At 46.4% G+C, this 21783-nt stretch carries 21 protein-coding genes, 1 other RNA gene and 2 pseudogenes; 13 read left to right on the top strand and 11 right to left on the bottom strand.

The window, feature by feature from the left end:
• Positions 1–192: 192 nt before the first annotated feature.
• Positions 193–600 (bottom strand): annotated as a pseudogene (locus ACN0T0_RS03545) (IS30 family transposase); the annotation flags it as partial.
• 254 nt (positions 601–854) lie between these two features.
• Between ACN0T0_RS03545 and ACN0T0_RS03550 the strand changes: the two are divergent.
• Both ACN0T0_RS03550 and ACN0T0_RS03555 read left to right on the top strand, forming a co-directional pair.
• Complete coding sequence (locus ACN0T0_RS03550) at positions 855–2033, top strand: BCCT family transporter (protein ID WP_417223402.1); 1179 nt, start codon at positions 855–857, stop codon at positions 2031–2033.
• A 112-nt stretch (positions 2034–2145) separates the two neighbouring features.
• Complete coding sequence (locus ACN0T0_RS03555; RefSeq protein ID WP_417223404.1) at positions 2146–3558, top strand: amidase; 1413 nt, start codon at positions 2146–2148, stop codon at positions 3556–3558.
• Positions 3559–3605: 47 nt separating this feature from the next.
• Here ACN0T0_RS03555 and ACN0T0_RS03560 read toward each other — a convergent pair.
• The 5 genes and pseudogenes from ACN0T0_RS03560 to smpB form a co-directional block, all read right to left on the bottom strand.
• A pseudogene (locus tag ACN0T0_RS03560) lies at positions 3606–4403 on the bottom strand (IS30 family transposase); the annotation flags it as partial.
• 390 nt (positions 4404–4793) lie between these two features.
• Positions 4794–5129 (bottom strand): 50S ribosome-binding protein YggL, encoded by a 336-nt coding sequence (locus tag ACN0T0_RS03565; RefSeq protein WP_417223407.1) that lies wholly within the window; start codon positions 5127–5129, stop codon positions 4794–4796.
• A 270-nt stretch (positions 5130–5399) separates the two neighbouring features.
• Entirely contained in the window at positions 5400–7115 is a 1716-nt protein-coding gene (locus ACN0T0_RS03570; protein WP_417223408.1) for a DUF6538 domain-containing protein, read from the bottom strand.
• Positions 7116–7212: 97 nt separating this feature from the next.
• Positions 7213–7571, bottom strand: a transfer-messenger RNA (tmRNA) gene (gene ssrA, locus ACN0T0_RS03575).
• A 125-nt stretch (positions 7572–7696) separates the two neighbouring features.
• Positions 7697–8170 (bottom strand): SsrA-binding protein SmpB, encoded by a 474-nt coding sequence (gene smpB, locus ACN0T0_RS03580; RefSeq protein WP_417223411.1) that lies wholly within the window; start codon positions 8168–8170, stop codon positions 7697–7699.
• A 220-nt stretch (positions 8171–8390) separates the two neighbouring features.
• Here smpB and ACN0T0_RS03585 point away from each other — a divergent pair, with 220 nt between their 5' ends.
• Genes ACN0T0_RS03585 through ACN0T0_RS03595 form a run of 3 tightly spaced genes read left to right on the top strand, consistent with a single transcriptional unit; the run spans position 8391 to position 10521 of the window.
• The gene (locus ACN0T0_RS03585) at positions 8391–9758 is read left to right on the top strand and encodes a sodium-dependent transporter (RefSeq protein ID WP_417223413.1); all 1368 of its coding nucleotides are present in this window, start codon (positions 8391–8393) and stop codon (positions 9756–9758) included.
• Position 9759: 1 nt separating this feature from the next.
• Positions 9760–10191 carry a type II toxin-antitoxin system RatA family toxin gene (locus ACN0T0_RS03590; protein WP_417223416.1) on the top strand — a complete coding sequence of 144 codons (432 nt, stop codon included), beginning with the start codon at positions 9760–9762 and terminating at the stop codon, positions 10189–10191.
• Between the two features lie 33 nt (positions 10192–10224).
• Positions 10225–10521 (top strand): RnfH family protein, encoded by a 297-nt coding sequence (locus ACN0T0_RS03595; protein ID WP_417223417.1) that lies wholly within the window; start codon positions 10225–10227, stop codon positions 10519–10521.
• 69 nt (positions 10522–10590) lie between these two features.
• Here the strand turns inward: ACN0T0_RS03595 and bamE are convergent, their stop codons facing one another.
• Entirely contained in the window at positions 10591–10932 is a 342-nt protein-coding gene (gene bamE / locus ACN0T0_RS03600; protein WP_417223420.1) for an outer membrane protein assembly factor BamE, read from the bottom strand.
• Positions 10933–11022: 90 nt separating this feature from the next.
• Between bamE and fur the strand changes: the two genes are divergently transcribed.
• Positions 11023–11448, top strand: coding sequence for a ferric iron uptake transcriptional regulator (gene fur, locus ACN0T0_RS03605; protein ID WP_417223422.1), 426 nt, complete (start codon positions 11023–11025; stop codon positions 11446–11448).
• 81 nt (positions 11449–11529) lie between these two features.
• Here the strand turns inward: fur and recN are convergent, their stop codons facing one another.
• On the bottom strand, positions 11530–13209 hold the full coding sequence (gene recN / locus ACN0T0_RS03610) for a DNA repair protein RecN (protein ID WP_417223425.1): 1680 nt from the start codon (positions 13207–13209) through the stop codon (positions 11530–11532).
• A 175-nt stretch (positions 13210–13384) separates the two neighbouring features.
• Between recN and grpE the strand changes: the two genes are divergently transcribed.
• From grpE to ACN0T0_RS03645, 7 genes are all read left to right on the top strand, one after another.
• Positions 13385–13990: a nucleotide exchange factor GrpE gene (grpE, locus tag ACN0T0_RS03615; RefSeq protein WP_417223427.1), complete on the top strand. Its 606-nt coding sequence runs from the start codon at positions 13385–13387 to the stop codon at positions 13988–13990.
• 96 nt (positions 13991–14086) lie between these two features.
• Positions 14087–16009 (top strand): molecular chaperone DnaK, encoded by a 1923-nt coding sequence (gene dnaK / locus ACN0T0_RS03620; protein ID WP_417223430.1) that lies wholly within the window; start codon positions 14087–14089, stop codon positions 16007–16009.
• A gap of 112 nt (positions 16010–16121) precedes the next feature.
• Entirely contained in the window at positions 16122–17258 is a 1137-nt protein-coding gene (dnaJ, locus tag ACN0T0_RS03625; RefSeq protein WP_417223433.1) for a molecular chaperone DnaJ, read from the top strand.
• A gap of 48 nt (positions 17259–17306) precedes the next feature.
• Positions 17307–18110, top strand: coding sequence for a serine O-acetyltransferase (cysE, locus tag ACN0T0_RS03630; protein ID WP_417223434.1), 804 nt, complete (start codon positions 17307–17309; stop codon positions 18108–18110).
• 56 nt (positions 18111–18166) lie between these two features.
• A complete protein-coding gene (dapB, locus tag ACN0T0_RS03635) occupies positions 18167–18973 on the top strand; it encodes a 4-hydroxy-tetrahydrodipicolinate reductase (RefSeq protein WP_417223435.1) in 807 nt (268 codons plus the stop codon).
• Positions 18974–19139: 166 nt separating this feature from the next.
• Complete coding sequence (locus ACN0T0_RS03640; RefSeq protein ID WP_417223438.1) at positions 19140–19529, top strand: DUF3461 family protein; 390 nt, start codon at positions 19140–19142, stop codon at positions 19527–19529.
• Between the two features lie 111 nt (positions 19530–19640).
• Positions 19641–19952, top strand: a complete 312-nt coding sequence (locus tag ACN0T0_RS03645) for an NGG1p interacting factor NIF3 (RefSeq protein WP_417223441.1) — start codon at positions 19641–19643, stop codon at positions 19950–19952.
• 274 nt (positions 19953–20226) lie between these two features.
• Here ACN0T0_RS03645 and ACN0T0_RS03650 read toward each other — a convergent pair whose 3' ends face one another.
• The 3 genes from ACN0T0_RS03650 to ACN0T0_RS03660 form a co-directional block, all read right to left on the bottom strand.
• Positions 20227–20835, bottom strand: coding sequence for a MarC family protein (locus ACN0T0_RS03650; protein ID WP_417223444.1), 609 nt, complete (start codon positions 20833–20835; stop codon positions 20227–20229).
• Between the two features lie 112 nt (positions 20836–20947).
• Positions 20948–21109, bottom strand: a complete 162-nt coding sequence (locus tag ACN0T0_RS03655) for a YqaE/Pmp3 family membrane protein (RefSeq protein ID WP_417223446.1) — start codon at positions 21107–21109, stop codon at positions 20948–20950.
• A gap of 23 nt (positions 21110–21132) precedes the next feature.
• A complete protein-coding gene (locus tag ACN0T0_RS03660) occupies positions 21133–21690 on the bottom strand; it encodes an NUDIX hydrolase (protein WP_417223449.1) in 558 nt (185 codons plus the stop codon).
• Positions 21691–21783 lie beyond the last annotated feature (93 nt).

Here is a 21783-nt window from a genome sequence, read left to right on the forward strand (position 1 = left end):
TAATTGACTTAGCGGCTTCGCGAGCGAAGGCTTCTAAAGCTTTCTTATCCATATTGCTTATCCTTAGCCATGACTGGCTTAATTATAAGCAGATACACAATTTAAATTACAGGCTCCGTCGAGATAGTGCGCGAATTCTATGTACAGGGTCTTGATCAACTCCGAAGTGCGACACAACTATGCAGCCTGAAGTCACTCTCGAAAGACGGCTTCTGGCTGCCTATATCCAAGGCGCTTTCTTGGTCTTAAATTCAATCGTTTCTTTGCTTGTCGCATATCCTCATCGCTACACAAAGTGTAGATCGATGCCTTTTGGGGTGTACTGTCGCAATAACCCATTGAAGTTTTCATTCAACCCTCACTCCCACGATGAGTAAAGGTGAGCGAAGTAAAAATCTATATTGAGCGCATCAGTTATCGCCTTATGCTCGACAAATTCCGAACCGTTGTCGGCAGTGATTGTTCCTACGCGGCATAAAGCGTAAGCATATCGATCACTGCATCTCGCACATAGCTGCTCGCTTAGCCGCTACCATACATGCGGCTTTTACGTTCTGCCAGCGTGACGAGTGCCCCAGTTCCTTGCTTACCTAGAACTGTTGGACGCTTACTCATAGTTTGCAAAAAATAAAAAAAATTAGGTGTAACTAACTGTAACTTATCGGGTTACAGTTAACGACTTGTATCAAAGTAGATGATCTCTTTTAATGTTTATGGCAATAGAAGAGGCGAAAATTATTCACAATAATTATTATGAATAATACAAAGGCATTAATTGTTCCTTCTATCTTAAAAAATAATACGGCATATTAATGAATAGTAATGTGCCGGAGTGTCGTATAAGGAGATGAAATGTGGACAGTTTAATGACGATCATAGTCGCAATTACAGTTGTGCTATCGATATCACTTACTGTGTTGATATTGATATTCTATGGAAATAAGAAAATTGAAGGACGTTATCCATTAGGGATGTTTTCATTTGTAGCAGTACTTTTCTGCTCAGGTCTCGATATAGCAATAATAACTTATCCTTTAACAGAGTTTCCTATTTTTGAAAGTGATTCAATTTATGATTTTGCTCACCCTTTAGCTATCGAAATTGGTTTTTGGGGATTTATTATATGGAGCTTTTATTTTTTAACAGCGTTCTATTTTCTTTTTATAGAACCAAAGTTGAAATTGTTCGAGATTCCCTGGGTCAAATTTATTAATAACTTGGTTATTATGGCTACTTGTGCATATGGCGGGTATGTTTTATTGACTTCGATACCTATTTATCTCGCAGATGTACCTGATTGGGCACCATTGGTAATTACTGCTACAGTGATTGTGGTTGCTTGCTATTCTGCGTCTGATTTAATTTTCATGAAGTGGCTATCAATAGCTTCAATGTGGAGTTTGTTCTTATTGACAGTAGGGTTATGGTTTCACTCTGGTGGAGATGTGGCTGTCCTTGGGAGTACGTTATCACATTACTCAGACTATGTAGAAAATATCTATAGATTCATTATTCCATTTAGCGATTATCACGAGTTTTATCTTCTCTGGTGGTTTGCTTGGAGCATAATGATTGGGCAGTTTATGTCAAAATTCGCAACTAGAACTACTGTCAAAATGCTGTTTGTTCTAATGGTTTTATTTCCTTCTATCCCGCTATCAATATGGTTTGCTGTACTTTATATCTTCCATGCAGGAAGCATCGAAATATCACCTTTTTGGAATACGGCAATGATTGTTGTAGGTATTGTTTTTGTAATTAATACCTTTGATAGTTTGATTCGTCTTTATACTGATAGCCTAAATATTACGACTAAGCGCTTTGGTCGATTAAATTATGTTGTAATGAACATCATAATTATGTCATGTTTAACCATCGCATATGCTTACCTTGGATTAGAAATGGAAATGGTTGGTGTTACCGTTGTATTTCTCTATGGTGTCATATATTTCAATGTTATCCGTCGCAGAAAAGAGGTTTTTGATGACTTGAGTTGCGAGCATGTTAATGAAATTATAAAACCTTATAAATGAGCGTAGCGTGTTCAATGGCCGTTAGGGTAAAGCCCCTAAGCTATAGGGGCGCTAATGTATATGCTAGTTTTATAGAATAAAATAATAGAAAAATTATAAATATAGGTGATTCATGGACTCCCAGGGTATTGAAATCTGCTTCAGTTCAGCTTCTGAATTGTTAAGAAATTATCAATCTCAAGAATTATCCCCTTTAGACGTAATTGATGTGATGATCGAAAGATCGGATTCAATAAAAGAAACTGTTAATCCCTTTGCTGATATGTTCTTCGATCAGGCTCGTGAAGAGGCAAAAAAGTCTGAGCGCCGGTATTCGTTAGGTACTGCAAAGGCCTTAGATGGTATCCCATTATTAATAAAAGATAATGTACCGATAAAAGGTATACGCGCTACCTCGGGTTCTTATTTATTTGCTGAAAAAATAGCAGATGCAACAGATCCTACAGTTGGACGTTTACTTGATGCTGGTGCTAATTTTTTTGCTCGTAGTACATGCCCAGAATTTTGCTGGCTTTACAGCTGTCATTCAAAAATGTGGGGAGTGACTAGAAATCCATGGAGGCTCGATGCTTCTCCAGGCGGTTCGTCAGGTGGATCTGCTGCTGCTTTAGCGGCAGGAGCAACTACTTTAGCTATAGGTACTGATAGTACAGGTTCGATACGTCATCCTGCATCACAATGTGGTGTGATCGGGTATAAGCCACCTTTTGGGCGAAACCCTGCTCATTACTCCGAATCCTTTCATAATTATAATAGTGTTGGTCCAATGGCTCGAACAATAGCGGATGTTGTTCTGATGCAAAATATAATGTCTGGGCCTTATGCACTAGATCCTAATTCTTTACCGCAGCTAAAGAATATCGACTTACCATCTGGAAATTTAAGAGGACTTAAGGTGGCGTTTTCTATGGACCAGGGTTTTTATCAGGTTCATGAAAATGTTATTAGGGAAATGTTAAATGTAATTGGTGCGTTAACTGAAGCAGGTGCAATCGTCGAAATGATAGATGTTAATTGGGCGAAAGAAGCTACTCAATTAGCTCATGAGAGTGAAGTTTTTTTAGTTAGATGTTTATTCGAAGATGTTTACAAAAATCATTTAGAAATAACGAGCCAGTATATGCCAGAACTAATTGAATCTGCTCGTTCAGTTACTCCCGCGCGATACAGGTTAGCTCAGTCTATAGCAGGAGAGTTATGGTTTAAACATGTGGGGCCATTGTTTGTTGAGTATGATGCTTTTCTTACTCCTACGGTTTCCAATCCAGAAATTCCAGCTGAAAATGGGCCTTTTTCTCAACTGGATATGAACGGAATAAAATTAACGGATACAGAAACATCTATGACTTCTCTTTTTAATATGTTTAATCAATGCCCAGTATTATGCGTTCCTGCAGGAATGAGTGATATGGGGTTGCCTATAGGTGTTCAAATTATTGGTCGCCCTTATACCGATGAAACCGTTTTTGAGATCGGAGCTGCTATTGAACAGCGTCTTCCTTTATCAAGAAAACCTGAGCTCTAGCTCTAGTAGAGAGATAGTCGCGAATTCAGCTCCGAAGTGCGACACAACTATGCAACCTGAAGCAGCTCTCGAAAGACGGCTTCTGGCTGCCTAAACCCAAGGCACTTTCTTGGTCTTAAATTCAATCGTTTCTCTGCTTGTCGCACATCCTCATCGCTCACCAAATGTAGATCGATGCCTTTTGGGATGTACTGTCGCAATAACCCGTTGAAGTTTTCATTCAACCCTCGCTCCCAAGATGAATAAGGGTGAGTGAAGTAAAAATCTATATTGAGCGCATTAGCTATTGCCTTATGCTCGACAAATTCCGAACCATTGTCGGCAGTGATTGTTCGCACCGATGCGGCATAAGGCTTAAGCATATCGATCACTGCATCTCGCACATCAGATGCTCGCTTAGCCGCTACCTTTCGAACGAGATACATGCGGCTTTTACGTTCTGCCAGCGTGACAAGTGCCCCAGTTCCTTGCTTACCCAGAACTGTATCGACTTCCCAATCGCCAAAGCGTTCTCTATTTTCGACGACCTCAGGTCGCTCATCTATCGAACGTGGATCGGGTATCACATTACGCTTGGTATTCACGCCTCGTCGATAGCGTTTATGTCCTTGCCGTAACGCTTTGTAAAGCACTCCGCCAGCGGCTTTATTCGCAGCGATGTAACGGTAGATCCACTCGTGACTGACTGGCATATCAATTAAATGCCCAACACCGCTGGTCTGCTCTGGACTCCAGTGAAGTGACAAACCAAGTTCAACATACTCAACCGTTAACGCTGGAATTTTGTATTTAGTTGCGAAAGTCCTTCGCTCTTGAGATTTCTGCTGAGTCGGTTCGGGATGGTAATCCTTTCTAACAGATGCTAAAGCAGAGGCTATTGAGTCGAGTCTCAGTGTGTTGGTTGGATTTCACCCAGTCCCTTATAACGACTATGCAGCAAGGTTATAACAGAGAAGTCCAGAGCGTCCCCACACAGTTATCCACAGGATTTGTGAGCAACCATTTGGTTGCCGTCGTTCGTGGTATAGCGCCAAAGAGAATATCTGCTCTTAACCGCTCAGCCTGTTCCTGGTTGAAATAGGTGCAGCTAATCAGTCGGGAAGAGTCATTCTTTTGAAAATGGGGTCGTAAAATTCGACACCCATTGTAGGGTTCTTGCTGTTCTACGGGGATGCGGTTTAGATTCTGCCGCTTAGTCGGTAACTTTGCCTTCTAATACAGCAGAAGGCAGAACGTTAAGCTTGGTTAATGTCTACCAACTCGCCTAGTTCGTAACTTTCAATAGTAGGGTAAGTACCACACCATTCAGATAACGCTTGTCTCTGGCTCTCTGTTGGGGACTCATAGCGCTGTTGAGAGAGTACATGACCCTGAATGCCATCAGGATCTGAATAACCAAAGTAGGTCAGTCCCTGCTTTTCAAGTTGGTCAACAAAGCTAGCAATGAATGCGTCTAGATCACTCTCTTTGCTAGTGGATAGCTTTACATGTATCTCAAAGAGATTAACGGCAAATTCACCTAGGTACAGTTTTTTGCGTAGGCGGCGGTTGTGCTTATTTCGTACTTCCATTATGGATAGTCCTTATGAAATTGTATCAGTGTGGTGGATGAGGTTTGTGGAATAAGGCCGCTAGACTAGGCGATCATATGATCTGTTTAACGCTAGTTGTGCTCAATATGAACCTTAAGACTAAGCCTTCACTCTACCTGTTAATAAAAATAGGGGAGGTAGAGTAAAGGGAAGGTACGAACAAGTCCAATACTCAGTTTTTAGCGAGCTAAGTATGGGGCTGTCGTGTCGGGGTAAATTCCACATCCGTCTTATTTATGGATGTCGTTTTTATTTACCCTTCCTCATCTTATAAGCAAGGAACGCTTTGTAATCCAAATGCGATAGATCGATATCATAATCAAGCTGGTCGATTTCGGATTTTAAACGCTCTAACGAGACTTGTTTGCGCCCATACTTGGCGGTTTGTTGGCTGAGTTCATGGCCTACGATGCGAGAAATCAAGGCGACTTCAACGCCGATGGAGTCGGTCATCGCGCCAATGAATGTATGACGGAACGTATGTAGGTTCTTCTGCTTAGGGTTGGCTATGTTGCACTCTTCACGGTAAGACTTCATTTTACCGTTGCCGTTAAACCAGTCGCTGGCTTTCTTCGCCCACTTATTTTTTGTGCTGTAATACAGGCCCTCAAACAATTGCTCTGCTGGCCCAACTTGTTGTTTTCGTTGTGCTACAAAGTCTAGGAATCCCAGTTTAATAAGGGTTTTGTGAATCGGAACTTTACGCCTTGATGAGTCGGTTTTTACTGATTGGGTTTTATTGCCTTGCTCGTCAAACTCGTTCTTGATGTGTATGTAATGGATAGGGGCTAGGGCTTCCTGTGAGTCTTTCTTGGTCTTTTGGATCTCTTGCTTGATATCGCGGACCTTTAGCTGGCAGATCTCATTTAAGCGTGCACCGGTGTACATCAGTACAGGAATAAGCCAAAAGTGATAATCAAATAGGTTTCTCGCGCGGTCGAGCGTTACTTGAGAGTATGGGTAGCCTGCGTACAGCTTTTTCAGATCTTCTTCGCTGTAGACCTTATCTTCATCTAACTTTTCGGTTTGCTTGAAGATGATCTGAAGATCCTCTCCGAGGTCTTCGGGGTTATATTTTTTCCGTTTCGCGTATTTGGCCAGTTGTTTGAACCGGTCGAGTATTTTTTTCGCCCGCGATGGATGAATGGTTGACGCCGTTGCTGAGTTTTTTGCGCGACCGTCTTTCAAGGTTAAGAGCTTGTCTCTGAGCTCTTCAGCATCATCAAACGTCAGGGTGTAATAATTAGTCTCTGGGCCTAATAGCTCGACGCATGTTTCGAGCATTTGGATGTGTTCTTTCTGTGTTTGGGCGTTTGCTTTGAGATTGGTACGCACTTTATTTTTGATGTAGACATCGAATACAAAGCGGACCGGATATTCAGTGTCCTGATTATCCGGTCCATTGCCACCACCGCCGCCGAATTGCTGGAGTATTTTGGTGGCTTGTTCGAGCTCTAAGTCAGGATTGCCGGGGTGATTGATGGTGACAGGGTTACCGTTAACTTCAATAACGATCTCATTACTCGGGGCTACGTGGCGGCGTTTTTCGCTATAAGTCGTCACAGTGACGGTGTTTTCGCGCGTTTCTTCCACCGTCTCTCGCTGTGAGGCTGTTGCTGCAGCTTCAATGTCGGGGAGGATGAGGTTAGATAGCTCGTCTGACATATCCTTGTCCTTAACGTGATACTTGAGAATGAGTTCTTTGAACTTTAGCGTTACAAACTGCGTAATGTTGATCGCTGTGTTAGTAAAACTGTCCTTGTTGATACAGTCAAGTATCTGAGGGAACTGGTATCTCAATAAGCAGGATAGGGTGGAAGCTTCTGCTTTGTCAGTCGTTTTGAGTGAAAGGCGGATATCCCGCGAGCTCCGTGTGAACTTGGTGAGCACGGGTTTGGGTATTGTCAGCCGAATGTAGTAAATACCGGACGGACGACGAAAAAGATGTGGTGTATGTGCAGACATAAAAAAAGCCTCGAGTGGCACACGGAATCGTCCATTGTGCCACTCGAAGCCTTTAGTAAGTCTTTGTTTCTTTATAAAACAAAGACTTATAAGCGTATGGTGGAGGTGGCGGGTTTCGAACCCGCGTCCGCCAATCCTCTGCCTCTAGATCTACATGTTTAGACACTTCTACTCAGTTAACCCAGCACGGCCCGAAGGTCAGGGCGTTTAGGGCGAGCCTCTTTAGTTTTAACCCTTCGTCTTGAGACAAAGCTTCCGGGCGATTCTATCTCGAATGACACTGCAAAATCCTCTAGTTATAGACACCTGAAGGAGCAGCGCAAGCAGACTTAAGCTGCTAGAGCGTAGTTATCGTCGTTTGCAACTATAACTGTGTAGTAATTGATTTACGTGATTCACTACACTCACGACATGCACCAAAGGGTTCGCAATCGGCGTCGAAGCCAAGTCACCCCCATAGTATTTCCGACCACACATTATCTTAAGAGTTCTATTGCAGCAACATCGTTAGATAATTATGTAAGACGGGCCGGCATTATAGCCGGTTTACAGCAAGAGTATAGCTTTACCGCAATAAAACGTTATTTTGCCGCCAGTACGCGTTGCTTCTGACGGTTCCAGTCACGCTCTTTTTCAGAATCCCGTTTGTCGTGCTGCTTCTTACCCTTGGCCAATGCGATTTCACATTTTACCCGGTCGTTCTTCCAGTAAAGGGCGAGTGCGACACAGGTGAAGCCTTTCGCTTGAACTGCGCCGATTAGGCGATCAATCTCACGCCGATGCAGCAGCAGTTTACGCTGTCGAGTAGGTTCAGCAACAACATGGGCTGCTGCAGTTTTAAGTGGTGTAAAATGGGCGCCAACGAGCCACGCTTCGCCGTTATGTAGAACTACATATGAGTCTACAAGCTGGCCGCGACCTTCGCGGAGGCTTTTTACTTCCCATCCGGTGAGAGACAGTCCAGCCTCGAACTTAGTATCAATTGCATACTCGTGTCGGGCTTTCTTGTTCTGGCAGATGGTATTGCCACTGGTTTTTGCTTTCTTCTTTGCCATGGAGCGGGATTATATAGAGCGTTACAGTTCAAGGAAAGAGAATTGAGCGACAAGAGGCGTTGTTGTTTACCTGGTGTTGATAAAAGGGCTTTTTTGGCAGCGGTTAATGTGAATCATTGAATTAGGTGGCCAAAATATGGACAATGCCGGGCTATTTAGTGCTTTGAGTGAGTGCTTTCTATTCGTTGTTTGAAATATCCGTCTACTTGAAGAGATTTACATGAAAGATCGTCAAAATATTCATGGTTCGTGGGCCAGTCGCTGGGTCTTTATAATGGCTGCGACCGGTTCAGCTGTTGGCTTGGGTAATATCTGGAAGTTTCCTTATATCGCAGGTCAGAATGGTGGCGGTGCGTTTGTGTTGGTCTACCTCGTATGTATTTTAGCGGTCGGTGTGCCCATCATGATGGCAGAGGTGCTGGTGGGGCGCCGTGGCCGTCAAAGCCCGATCAATTCGATGCGCGAAGTGGCGATGGAAGCAAATCACTCACCGAAATGGGCTTTAGTCGGCTGGGTTGGTGCGCTGGCGGGTTTTTTGATCTTTTCGTTTTATTCTGTGGTCGCCGGTTGGGTGTTGGCTTATGTTGCAGCGATGGCTAACGGTGATTTTCTGGAGATCGGCAGTGATCAGGCCGGTAAAGTGTTTAATGAGTTGTTGGCCGATCCGCAGGCGTTATTAATCTGGCATACGGTGTTTGTGGTGCTCGTGATGTCGGTCTTACTGGGCGGCGTTAATAAGGGCCTCGAGCGGGCCACTAAGATCATGATGCCGGCACTGTTTGTGCTGTTGTTGTTACTGTTGGGCTATTCGATGTCGTCTGGTTCCTTTGGTGAAGGGCTGGATTTCCTATTTCATTTCGATCCCTCTGAATTATCATGGAATGCGGTATTGGTGGCTTTAGGCCATTCGTTCTTTACCCTGTCGTTGGGGATGGGTTCGATTATGGCGTATGGCTCATATATGCCGAAGAGTGCCTCTATCGGCAGCACAGTGTTGACGATTGCTGCTCTGGATACAGTGGTGGCATTGGTTGCAGGGATGGCGATTTTCCCGATTGTTTTTGCTAATTCGTTGGATCCGGCAGCAGGCCCAGGGTTGATGTTTATTACTCTGCCGGTGGCGTTTGGTCATATGCCGGGCGGTCAGGTATTTGGCTTTCTCTTCTTTGTACTGGTTGCGTTAGCGGCTTGGACCTCGGCAATATCGCTGATGGAGCCGGGTGTTGCCTGGATGGTCGAGCGGTTCGGCCTGAAGCGTGGGCCGGTTTGTATTATGTTGGGTCTAATCGTATGGCTGTTAGGTATTGGGGCGTTGAGCTCATTTAACTTTGGCAGCGATATCTCCCTCTTGGGGATGAATATTTTCGACTTCCTTGATTTCATTACCGCGAATGTCTTCCTTCCGTTCGGTGGCTTGTTTGTGGCCCTCTTTGTCGGTTGGGTTTTGACTCAGCGTATTAAACAAGATGAGTTGGCGATTGCGTCGCCGGGCGTTTATCGGGCTTGGTCTGTTATGATCCGTTATGTGGCACCACTCGCGGTGGCGGTGATCTTTATTTTCAACCTGATCGACAAACTAGGTTCATAGCATGACACAGGTAGACCGGAGCGCATTGGTGCTCCATACGGCAGAACAGATGTTCGATCTCGTTAATGACGTGGAGCGTTATCCCGAGTTCTTACCTTGGTGTTCCGGTAGTACCTTAATTGAGTCTACTGATACGACCATGCAGGCAACGCTGCGGGTGGCGAAGGCGGGTCTTAAGTACAGCTTCACCACCCGTAATGAGATGGAGCGTCCTAACGTTATTCGTATTGCGTTGGTTGAGGGGCCCTTTTCGAGTCTTACCGGCGAGTGGACGTTTAAAGCGTTGAGTGATGAAGCCTGTAAGGTGAGCTTGAGTATGCAGTTTGATTTTTCAGGCAGACTGGCCAACCTGGCCATGAGTAAAGTCTTTAACCAGATGGCAGTGACCATGGTTGAGGCCTTTGTTAGCCGTGCTGATCAGGTGTATGGCTAAACATTGAGTAGAGAATAGTCGAAGGTGACAGGCATGATAAATGTTGAGGTGGCATTCGCCTTGCCGAATGAGCAGAAGATTGTTTCATTGCAGGTGGAAGAAGGGTGTTCAGCTTATGACGCGGTGGCGCAATCGCGCATTGCCGAGATTTTTCCGCAGATTGATATTGAACATGATCCTATGGGAATTTTTGGTAAGGCCATTGCTGACCCAAAGAATTATATTCTCAAGCCTGATCAGCGCGTGGAGATCTATCGTCCGTTGATTGCTGACCCAAAAGAGGTACGCGCCCGCCGTGCGGCTAAAGCGAAAGCAGAACGGCAAGGCTAGTGCTAAACTGAAACGACAAAAGCCAACACGGGAGGTTGTCCTGTGTTGGCTTTGATAGTCAGAATGGAGTTACTGCTGAGGCGTAGCACCAGGGCGGAAATCGCCAGCGAGGCCAGAGAGTTTACCGCTTTCGTCAAACAAGACTGTTAGTGTCTGTTGTGTGATGATGCCGGTTTCGCCAGACTGATTACGGTAGATGTAATCCCAACGGTTGCTGTTGAAACTATCGGTAATCAGCGGGGTGCCTAGCACGTAACGAACTTGGTTTTGAGTCATTCCGGGCCGAAGTGTATCGACCATTTCCTGAGTGACCACATTACCCTGTGGAATATCGATCTTGTAAACACCAGGAAATTCAGAGCACCCGGTTAGTAAAATAGCAGTGATAACGCTAATAAGAATTTTTTGCATTAGTAAATGACTTCCACTTTCGCGTATAAAATCAGATAATTGAGAACGCAAGTCTAACATTCGTTTAGATAAACATCATAGAGAAAGATTATGGGACTTGAAAATCAGGAATTACGTAACGCAGGATTGAAGGTTACCCTGCCGCGGGTAAAAATTTATCAGATTCTTGAGAAGGCTGGTGAAGGTGATCATTTCAGTGCTGAAGATATTTATAAGCTTCTGCTGGAACATAACGAGGATGTTGGGCTGGCCACCGTGTATCGTGTACTCACTCAGTTTGAAGGCGCCGGGCTGGTGTCCCGCCATCACTTTGAGGGAGGACATTCCGTATTTGAGCTGACTCAGGATGAGCAGCATGACCATATCGTCTGTGTGAAGTGCGGTAAGGTGCGGGAATTTAGCGATCGTCGGCTGAAAGAGCGTCAGGATGAAGTTGCTCGTGAATTGGGATTTAAAATCACTGATCGTACACTGTACCTATATGGTGAGTGTGCCGATGGTTGTGAACCGAAGTAATCTTAAAAAGTAAGAATAACAAAACCTTAAAAAAACCGGCATCGCCGGTTTTTTTTGGTGTTGAGTTTAGCCATAAGGCTATTAATGGCACCGCGCTATTTCGAGGCCGAGCATCTCGCGGGCATGATCCCGTGATGTTTCGGTGACATCAATACCGCCCAGCATCCGGGCCACTTCACCGATCCGTTGATCGATGCTGAGTGGGTCGATATGGGTAATGGTTTTGTTTTTAACGGTTTTCTTGCTAACGAATAGGTGCTGATGCCCCTGAGATGCGACCTGAGGCTGGTGAGTGACCACCAGAATCTGATTATTTTCGCCTAACTGTCTGAGCAAGCGTCCGACAACTTCAGCAATGGCACCGCCGATACCGACATCAACTTCGTCGAAGATTAGCGTTGGTGTGCTAGAGGACTGAGCTGTAATCACCTGAATCGCCAGTGAAATGCGTGATAATTCACCACCAGAGGCTATTTTGTTTAGTGGGCGAGGCGGTTGACCGGCGTTGGTGGTGATCAGAAACTCGACCTCTTCGAGGCCGTGGGCATTAAGTTGGTCTTTGGCATAAGGGGTCAGCGACAAGCTTAACTCGGCAGCGGTCATACCTAGGCTATGTAGCTGCTTATTGACTTCATTTTTGAGGCTCGATGCGGCTTTGTGACGAGTTTTACTGAGCTGCTTGGCGCTGCTTAGAAATGCCTGACGCGCCTGTTCGGTTTCTTGATGCAGTGCCTCTAAGGCTTGGTCTGACATGCTGAGGCTTTCTAGTTCTTGTTGAATGTCTTGTTGGAACTGCGGTAGTTGCTCGGGCGGGATACGATGTTTGCGCGCTAAATCAAAGATGGTGCCGAGGCGTTCTTCGACGTCGGCTTGACGGGTTGGGTTAAGCTCAACCCGGTCCATATAGTGACTGATCTCCTGCGACGCTTCTTCTATCTGTATCTGTGCGCTGCTAAGCATTTCGATGGTTTGTGTCACCGAAGGGGAGGTGCCTTTCATCTTGCTAAGTAGGTTTTGACACTGATTTAGTAGACTTAGGCAGCTTACTTCTTCGCCGTCGCTGGTGAGCAAGAGTATTTGCTGACCTGAATGGAGAATATCTTCAGCATTGGCTAGGGTGCTTTGCTCTTCAACCAACTTCTCATATTCACCCTCATCGAGGGCCAGTTGCTCTAGTTCTTCGGCTTGGTAGCTTAATAGCTGTAAGCGAGCGGTTTGCTCTTCATTCTGAGCCGATAACTGATGTAGGCGATGATTCAGGCTGTGCCAGTGACGAAATAATGTACGGGTTTTGCAGGCCAGTTCGCCTTTGCCGGAGTACGCATCGAGAAGGTGCCGGTGATGATCTTTCTTTAGTAGTCGCTGATGTTCATGCTGGCCGTGAATTTCGATCAAATGTTCACCGAGTTCACGGACCTTATTAATAGGGCAGGGGCTGCCGTTAATATAGCTACGAGAACGCCCTTCGCTGGTGATCACCCGGCGAAGTATGCACTCGCTATCGTCTAGCTCTTGGCTTTTTAGCCACTGTTTAGCCGTGGGGATATCGGTTATATCGAAGCTAGCGATAATTTCAGCCCGTTCCGCGCCTTTGCGCACTGAGCCCATATCGGCGCGATCACCAAGGGTAAGGCCGAGTGCGTCGAGCATGATCGATTTACCGGCACCGGTTTCACCGCTAACCACGGTCATACCCTTGTCTAGTTCTAGGTCGAGTTGTTCAACGATGGCGTAATTGCGAATATTGAGTTGAGTCAGCATGGCCTCAAGCCTGTGTTTTTATACAGTAGTTAATATATAAGCCAATAATTACCCTAGCGCAATCAATAACTACTCCTTTGCATAAAAAAATCAAAAATAACCACTTGAATCCTGTTGGCTTAGCCCCATATAAAGCTCAACAGAAAATTCACATATCAGATGGTTGGAGAAAGTGATGGCAGGCGAAGATAAGACTCAGGTTGACGAGCAGCAGCCGGACACAGTAACGGATGCGGTTGATGCAACCGCAGCCGCTGACGAAACCGTTGAGCCCGCCGCTGAAGGCGCTACCGCAGCCGAGGTTGATGTGGACGCATTGCAGCTTCAATTGGCGCAGGCTCAGGATCAGATTTCCGAACTGAAAGAACAGGAACTCCGGACCTTAGCCGAGATGCAGAACGTGCGTCGTCGGGCCGAGATGGATGTTGAGAAAGCGCATAAGTTTGCGCTGGACAAATTTGCCAATGAGCTGCTGCCGGTCGTGGACAGCTTGGAACGGGCAATTGAAGCATCTAATAGTGATGATGAAGCGGTTGTCGCCCTGCGTGAAGGGGTTGAGATGACGCTGAATATGTTTATCACTGGTTTGGGTAAATTTAAGGTGGAACAGCATAACCCAGTGGGTGAAGCGTTTAATCCTGAATTACATCAGGCAATGTCAATGGTACCGAACCCCGATGTGCCGGCTAACCATGTGATGGCGGTAATGCAGAAGGGCTATACCTTGAATGACCGCTTGATTCGTCCAGCGATGGTGATTGTTTCTAAAGGTGCTGAATAAGTCAGGCCTTGAAACTGATAAATATGCACCAATATAGCTAGCAAGAAAAAAGAATTTGCCCGCTAGATCGGGCACAGAATGATTGGAGTGATTGAGATGGGTAGAATTATTGGTATTGACCTGGGTACTACAAACTCATGCGTCGCAGTATTGGACGGTGATAAGCCACGGGTTATCGAAAACGCAGAGGGTGAACGCACCACCCCGTCTATCATTGCTTATGCGGATGATGGTGAAATTCTGGTAGGTCAGCCGGCTAAACGTCAGGCTGTGACTAACCCGAACAATACACTGTACGCGATCAAGCGTTTGATCGGTCGTCGTTTTAAAGACGATGTAGTACAGAAAGATATTAAAATGGTGCCATACAAAATTATCGAAGCTGACAACGGCGATGCTTGGGTTCAAGTAAACGATAAGAAAATGGCTGCACCACAGGTATCTGCAGAAATTCTGAAGAAGATGAAGAAAACTGCTGAAGATTACTTGGGTGAAGAGGTGACTGAAGCGGTTATTACCGTTCCAGCTTACTTCAATGATTCTCAGCGTCAGGCAACTAAAGATGCCGGTAAAATTGCGGGTCTGAATGTTAAACGTATCATCAACGAACCAACTGCTGCTGCACTGGCTTACGGTATGGACAAATCTAAAGGCGATAAAACGATCGCTGTATACGACTTGGGTGGTGGTACATTCGATATCTCTATTATCGAAATTGCAGAAGTTGATGGCGAGCACCAGTTTGAAGTGTTGGCGACTAACGGTGACACTTTCTTGGGTGGTGAAGATTTCGACTCACGTCTGATTGAATATCTGGCGGCTGAGTTTAAGAAAGAATCTGGTATCGATCTGCACAGTGATCCACTGGCACTGCAGCGTTTGAAAGAAGGTGCTGAGAAAGCCAAAGTTGAACTGTCATCTGCACAGAGCACTGATGTTAACCTGCCTTACATCACTGCTGATGCAACGGGTCCTAAACACCTGAATGTTAAGATCAGCCGTGCAAAAATGGAATCCCTCGTTGAAGCGTTGGTTGATCGTTCTCTGGAACCTTGCCGTATGGCATTGAAAGATGCTGATCTGTCTGCTGCTGATATCGATGAAGTGATTTTGGTAGGTGGTCAGACCCGTATGCCTCTGGTACAGAAGAAAGTAACAGAATTCTTCGGTAAAGAAGCACGTAAAGATGTTAACCCTGATGAAGCGGTTGCGATTGGCGCATCTATCCAAGCTGCGGTTCTGGCCGGTGATGTTAAAGACGTATTGCTGCTGGACGTTACCCCACTGAGCTTGGGTATCGAGACTATGGGGGGGGTTGCTACACCAGTGATCGAGAAGAACACGACTATCCCAACTAAGAAGTCTCAGGTGTTCTCTACGGCGGAAGACAACCAGACTGCTGTAACCATTCACGTAGTACAGGGTGAGCGTAAGCAGGCTTCAGGCAATAAATCACTGGGTCGTTTTGACCTGGCCGATATTCCGCCAGCACCCCGTGGCATGCCACAGGTTGAAGTAACATTCGACATCGATGCTAACGGTATCCTGAACGTGTCTGCGAAAGATAAAGCGACCGGTAAAGAGCAGTCAATTATCATTAAAGCGTCTTCAGGTCTGAGTGATGATGAAGTTGAACAAATGATTCGTGATGCTGAAGCCAACGCTGAAGCGGATAAGAAGTTTGAAGAGATGAGTCAAGCCCGTAACCAGGGTGATGCGATGATTCACTCCGCTAAGAAAACGTTGGAAGATGCCGGTGATAAGGCAACTGAAGATGAGAAAACAGCGATCAACGGTGCAATCGAAGCGTTGGAAGGCGTGCTTAAAGAAGACGATAAAGACGCCATCGAAAGTAAAACAGCCGCACTGACTGAAGCCGTTTCTGCACTGGCTCAGAAGATGTATGCTGAAGCTGCACAACAGGCTGAAGGTCAACCGGGTGAGCAGGCTCAAGCTGAGCCGGCTGACGACGCTGTTGACGCTGAGTTTGAAGAAGTTAAAGACGACGACAAAAAATAAGTCGGATTGAAGTGAATCAAGCTTAAATTGACAGCGCGGGCCGGTCCCGCGTTGTCTTGTTTTTATTCTGAGCTGATTTAAAGAATTAGTTAACCGGATTGCGATACCGATTATGTCGAAGAAAGATTTTTATGATGTGTTAGGCGTTGACCGTGACGCTTCTGACCGGGATATTAAAAAGGCCTTTCGTCGTATGGCGATGAAATATCACCCGGACCGTAATCCTGATGATAAGTCCGCGGAAGATGCCTTTAAAGAGGTTAACGAAGCCTACGAAGTACTGTCCGACCAGCAGAAGAAAGCTGCTTATGACCAATATGGGCATGCAGGTATAGATCAGAATGGCATGGGTGGTCAGGGCTTTGGCGGCGGTCAGGGTGGCTTTGGCGATATCTTTGGTGATGTGTTTGGCGATATCTTTGGCCAGCAAGGTCATGGCGGTCGTCGTAGTCATGTACAGCGCGGCGCCGACCTCCGCTACACCATGGACTTGAGCCTGGAAGAAGCGGTACGTGGCTGTGAAAAAACCATTACCGTACCGACGTTAGTACCCTGCGATGTTTGTGATGGTAGTGGCGCTAAAGCCGGCACCAGTGCTAAAACCTGTGGTACCTGTGGTGGTATTGGTCAAGTACGTATGCAGCAAGGGTTCTTCTCTGTGCAGCAGACTTGTCCAACCTGTCATGGTGAAGGCCAAGTGGTTTCTGATCCATGTACTAGCTGTCATGGTCAGGGCCGTAAGCAACAAACCAAGAAACTGTCGGTTAAAATTCCGGCGGGTGTGGATACCGGCGATCGTATTCGTCTCTCAGGTGAGGGTGAAGCGGGTGGCCATGGTGGCCCATCAGGTGATCTGTTTGTTCAGGTTAATGTACGTGATCATGCGATTTTCGAGCGTGATGGCAAGCATCTATACTGTGAAGTGCCAATCAGCTTTATCGATGCCGCGCTTGGCGGTGAACTAGAAGTTCCGACGCTAGAATCACGTGTTAAACTGAAGATACCTGCTGAAACCCAGACCGGTAAGCTATTCCGTCTGCGAGGTAAAGGTATTAAGCCTGTTCGTGGTGGTAGTGTTGGTGATCTGCTAGTACGGGTGATTGTTGAAACGCCGGTGAACCTGAATAGCAAGCAGAAAGAGTTGCTGAAACAGTTTGAAACCGCGATGGATGAACGCCAAAAACACCATGGGCCAAAGAAACATGGGTTCTTTGATAGCGTTAAGAAATTTTTTGAGGATATGACCTAATATCCCAAGGGGCTGCATTGCAGCCCCTTCGACTTTTAGGAGTCTTACATGAGTGATTTTCCCACTCACCCGGAAGAGTTGTGGCGGCTGATTCAACAAGAAGCACGTGACGAGATGGCTATTGAGCCATTTCTGGCGAGTTTCTTTCACAGCACCATTATCCGGCATAACAGCCTCTGCGAGGCGGTGAGTTACCTCTTGGCTAATAAACTGTCTGATGAGGTGATGGCTGCTATTACCCTGCGTGAGTTGATTGAAGAGGCCCTGAGTGGTGATCCTGAAATCCTCAAGTGCATCTGTAAAGATATCAGTGCTGTACGTATCCGTGACCCCGCTGTGTTTAGTTTTACCACGGTATTACTGTATTTAAAGGGCTTTCATGCTCTACAGGCTTATCGTATCGCTCACTGGATGTGGAAGCAGGGACGGCACTCAATGGCGCTGTATATTCAGAGCCGCGTGAGTGAAGTTTTTCAGGTGGATATTCATCCGGCGGCGCGGATTGGCTGTGGAGTGATGTTTGATCACGCGACCGGTATTGTGGTCGGCGAAACCTGCGTTATTGAAAATGATGTCTCTATTCTGCAATCAGTGACACTCGGTGGCACGGGTAAAGAGACCGGTGATCGTCATCCTAAGATTCGTGAAGGGGTTATGATTGCCGCGGGCGCGAAGATCTTCGGGAATATCGAAGTCGGTGTCGGCGCTAAAGTCGGTGGCGGTTCTGTGGTGCTCGAAGATGTACCTCCTCATACCACGGTGGTGGGTGTGCCAGCTAAGATCGTTGGTCGGCCTGAGTGTGAAAAACCGGCCTTTGATATGGACCAGAGTGTCAGTCGTTCGAAGGGTTAAGATTCATGAGCGGGGCTGCAGTTAACGAAGGCCCGGCATCAGATCAGGAAGTGAGAATGATTAGAATTGCCGTAACCGGCGCCGCTGGGCGTATGGGAAAAACTAATATCGAAGCTATTCAGGCAACCGATGGGCTAACACTGGGGGCGGCCATCGTTGAGTCGACCAGTAGTCTTATCGGTGCCGATGCTGGCGAAGTTGCCGGTGTGGGTAAACTAGGTGTGGCGATTGTCGGCTCACTAGAGCAGGTGATCGATGACTTCGATGTGCTTATCGACTTTACCGCCCCGAAAGCGACACTCGCAAATCTGGCGCTCTGTGCCGCTAATGGAAAAGCGATGGTCATTGGCACCACCGGTTTGAATGAAGCAGAGCGTAATGAGTTGCGCAGCTTTGGTGAAACCATGCCGTTGGTCTTTGCTTCTAATATGAGCGTGGGGGTGAACCTTTGCTTTAAGCTACTGGCCGATGCGGCTAAGGCGTTGGGTGATGATTATGATGTCGAGATAATCGAAGCGCATCATCATCACAAAGTGGATTCGCCTTCTGGCACTGCTCTGAGCATGGGTGAGGTGGTTGCCGATGCGTTAGGTCGTGATCTACGCCAGTGTGCTGTCTATGGTCGTGAGGGGCAGATAGGTGCCCGTAGCAAAGAGGAAATTGGCTTTGTGACTATCCGCGCAGGTGATGTGGTGGGTGATCATACGGTATTATTTGCGACTGAAGGCGAGCGCGTTGAGATTACCCATAAAGCGAGTTCTCGTATGACCTTTGCAAAAGGTGCTATGCGTGCTGCTAGTTGGCTGGCCGGTAAAGAGAATGGGCTGTACGATATGCAGGATGTGCTCAACCTGAAAAATTAACATCGTTTATTGATGGCTTATTAAAACCGCCGTCCGGCGGTTTTTTTTATCCCGTGATAGCAACCTTGTATTAACATCCCATTATGGGATTAAGAAAAACTCCCGTTTTAGATTTTTTCATCTATATTCAAGGAAGTTTTCCGCTAATGGCTTATGGAGTAAACCAATGTCTGCCGATAAATTTCGGACTTTAAAAGAAATGGGATTTGAGAATCCCCATGAAATTGAAAAATTCACCACCCGCACTGAAAATGATGTTGATGTGCTGAAGGTGTATTTACATCGTCATCATGGTGAGTGGATGACGAAAAGTAAAAAATTCAAATTCAAGCGTAAGCATACCAACGTATCGGTTGAGGGTGGCTTGGTACCATACCGTGCAAGCACCGAACCTTCGCCATATTTCTTGCGGGCGATCGACGAGCTGGAAATGCTGGTGTCTGCAGAGAAAACGGTTAAAGACAAAAAGCAGCATCTGCTGGATGAGATCGAGCACCTTGAAAAAGTAGTGTCTCGTAAGGTGGAAGATCTGCGCCGGCTCGTGGAAGATCTATAAATCAAACCATGATTATCAATAAGCGGCGGTGAGCAATCACTGGCCGCTTTTTTTTGGCTTAATTCGCCGCCTATGGCGTATAGAAATCATGAATATAGAAGAGGAAAGGCGATGTATAAGTTAGCGTTTTTTGTTCCGGATGAGGCTTTAGAAGTCGTTAAAGAAGCGGTGTTTATGAGTGGAGCTGGCCGCATAGGGCAGTACGAGAGTTGCTGCTGGCAGATTAAAGGGTTGGGGCAGTTTCGGCCCATGCCGGGCAGTCAGCCTCATATTGGTCGGGAGAATACTTTAGAGCAGCTATCGGAGTGGAAGGTTGAATTAGTGTGCGAGGATGATCTGATTCATGCGGCGATTGCGGCACTCAAGCAGGCGCACCCTTATGAAGAGGTGGCCTATGATGTTTGGCAGCTGGCTGATTTATGATCATGTTTATAACTGAGATAGTTATGAACATATCCTGTGGGTAAAGCGGTTAGTTAAGTATGGATAACCGTTGCGGTAGTATTTTAAGCTATTGTTATTATTGGCTTAATTTGTAGTGTGTTAAATTTGTTCAGGGTAAAAAATAACCTGTTAAAAAGACTCAAAACTAGTCACAAAATCTGTGGGTAAAGTTGTGGATTAAGCTTGGGTATCAGTGGGGTAAAGCGCGCAGGCCCCGTGGCTGCTGGGGTCTGCGAAGTTGCTGCAATATCGTTCAGTGGCCGATGCGGGTCATAAACCCCGTGATACCTGTCAGCACAATTTCCGATGCCATAGCGGCCAGAATTAGGCCAGTGATCTTACTGAGAATGTTCAGGCCTGTTTTGCCTAGTACGCGCTCTAATCGGTTGGCGACATGGAGCAGCAGCAACAGCGAAGTCAGGGCGAGGAACATGCCGCTGAGGCCGAACAGCATATCGACCCCATGAAGTTCTGAGCCGTACACCAATATGGCACCGATGGTTGCTGGGCCGATAATCGTGGGGATGGCTAAGGGCACGACCGAAGTATCTTCACGAATAGCATCAGGCACCTGAGCATTGGTGCGCACTCCTTCTTTGACCAAGCTGATAGCTGAGAGGAATAGCAAAATACCAGCGCCAATGCGAAATGAATCGATGGTAATGCCGAGTAGTTCAAACAGCGGTGAGCCGAAGAAAAATAAGACGAGCGCTGCTAAAGCGGCGGCCAGCACTGCTTTGTTAGCGGTGCTACGACGCTCTGCTGGTGTGTCACCACGCGTCAGCGATAGAAACATAGACACCACAAAGAAGGGTGCAAAAAGGATAAAGAACTTAATCCAGGTGGTGATTAACAGAGTCATTGATGAATCTCATTATGTGCGCCGGGTAGGTGCCGTCAAATAAAAAAACGGCCTGATGGGCCGTTATTCGTCGCTGAAACCTAGGCTAAGCCGTTATGGAAACAGGATGCGGTTATTTTAACACCAGCCAGAGCGCATGCAGAATACCCGGAATATAAAAAATCAGGCAGAGCACAATATTAATGAATAACTGCAGGCCTAGGCCGGCTTTCAGAAAAACGGCAATTGGTGGTAGTAAGATGGCAAGAATAATAAGAATCAGTTTGTTATCCATAGGTTGCTCTTTTTATGCTGGGATTAGATTTTATCAACATATTGACCGGGTGGTGTTTCAAGGTCAACGTGATGTAATGGGTAGTGGCCTTTTTTGCGGTCTGCAAAATAAAACCTTAAGGCGTTGCGGATAGTTTGAAAGGCTAGATTGTCCCAAGGAACATTCTCTTCTGTAAATAGCTGTACATCGGTGGTTTCATCACCGGCCGAGAAATTTAGGTCATCAAGCTGTGCCAGGTAGATGAATTGGACTTGGCTAACCGGCACGATGGAAGTGAGGGTATACAGCTGTAATTCGCTCACCCGGGCATTCGCTTCTTCGAGGGTTTCGCGCGCGGCGGCTTGGCGGGTGGATTCGCCGTTTTCCATAAAGCCTGCGGGGAGGGTCCAGAAGCCAACGCGGGGTTCAATGGCGCGTTTGCATAGCAGTACTTGGCCGTCATAGACAGGGAGGCAGCCGGCGATGACCTTTGGATTCACGTAGTGTATTTCACCGCACTGGTTGCAGATGTGCCGAGGACGGTTATCGCCGGGGGGAATTTCAAACCGGACCGTCGATCCGCACAGGTTGCAGTACTTCATAGTATGTCCTTCAAAATACAGGGCGATAATAGAAACGCATTGTTATGGCGTCGCCTTTATTTCAACTGTACTGCAATTGTGGTCAGTGGCTCA

It is taken from the genome of Amphritea sp. (assembly GCF_048266285.1).
GTDB lineage: Bacteria > Pseudomonadota > Gammaproteobacteria > Pseudomonadales > Balneatricaceae > Amphritea.

Bases quoted from the DNA above. Each gene is read 5' to 3' on its own strand.
- grpE (WP_417223427.1), top strand. From the start codon at position 13,385: ATGGCAGGCGAAGATAAGACTCAGGTTGACGAGCAGCAGCCGGACACA.
- smpB (WP_417223411.1), bottom strand. From the start codon at position 8,170: ATGGCAAAGAAGAAAGCAAAAACCAGTGGCAATACCATCTGCCAGAAC.
- ACN0T0_RS03555 (WP_417223404.1), top strand. From the start codon at position 2,146: ATGGACTCCCAGGGTATTGAAATCTGCTTCAGTTCAGCTTCTGAATTG.
- ACN0T0_RS03655 (WP_417223446.1), bottom strand. From the start codon at position 21,109: ATGGATAACAAACTGATTCTTATTATTCTTGCCATCTTACTACCACCA.
- ACN0T0_RS03645 (WP_417223441.1), top strand. From the start codon at position 19,641: ATGTATAAGTTAGCGTTTTTTGTTCCGGATGAGGCTTTAGAAGTCGTT.
- ACN0T0_RS03650 (WP_417223444.1), bottom strand. From the start codon at position 20,835: ATGACTCTGTTAATCACCACCTGGATTAAGTTCTTTATCCTTTTTGCA.
- bamE (WP_417223420.1), bottom strand. From the start codon at position 10,932: ATGCAAAAAATTCTTATTAGCGTTATCACTGCTATTTTACTAACCGGG.
- dnaK (WP_417223430.1), top strand. From the start codon at position 14,087: ATGGGTAGAATTATTGGTATTGACCTGGGTACTACAAACTCATGCGTC.
- dnaJ (WP_417223433.1), top strand. From the start codon at position 16,122: ATGTCGAAGAAAGATTTTTATGATGTGTTAGGCGTTGACCGTGACGCT.
- ACN0T0_RS03640 (WP_417223438.1), top strand. From the start codon at position 19,140: ATGTCTGCCGATAAATTTCGGACTTTAAAAGAAATGGGATTTGAGAAT.
- ACN0T0_RS03585 (WP_417223413.1), top strand. From the start codon at position 8,391: ATGAAAGATCGTCAAAATATTCATGGTTCGTGGGCCAGTCGCTGGGTC.
- dapB (WP_417223435.1), top strand. From the start codon at position 18,167: ATGATTAGAATTGCCGTAACCGGCGCCGCTGGGCGTATGGGAAAAACT.
- ACN0T0_RS03595 (WP_417223417.1), top strand. From the start codon at position 10,225: ATGATAAATGTTGAGGTGGCATTCGCCTTGCCGAATGAGCAGAAGATT.
- cysE (WP_417223434.1), top strand. From the start codon at position 17,307: ATGAGTGATTTTCCCACTCACCCGGAAGAGTTGTGGCGGCTGATTCAA.
- recN (WP_417223425.1), bottom strand. From the start codon at position 13,209: ATGCTGACTCAACTCAATATTCGCAATTACGCCATCGTTGAACAACTC.
- ACN0T0_RS03590 (WP_417223416.1), top strand. From the start codon at position 9,760: ATGACACAGGTAGACCGGAGCGCATTGGTGCTCCATACGGCAGAACAG.
- ACN0T0_RS03565 (WP_417223407.1), bottom strand. From the start codon at position 5,129: ATGGAAGTACGAAATAAGCACAACCGCCGCCTACGCAAAAAACTGTAC.
- fur (WP_417223422.1), top strand. From the start codon at position 11,023: ATGGGACTTGAAAATCAGGAATTACGTAACGCAGGATTGAAGGTTACC.
- ACN0T0_RS03570 (WP_417223408.1), bottom strand. From the start codon at position 7,115: ATGTCTGCACATACACCACATCTTTTTCGTCGTCCGTCCGGTATTTAC.
- ACN0T0_RS03660 (WP_417223449.1), bottom strand. From the start codon at position 21,690: ATGAAGTACTGCAACCTGTGCGGATCGACGGTCCGGTTTGAAATTCCC.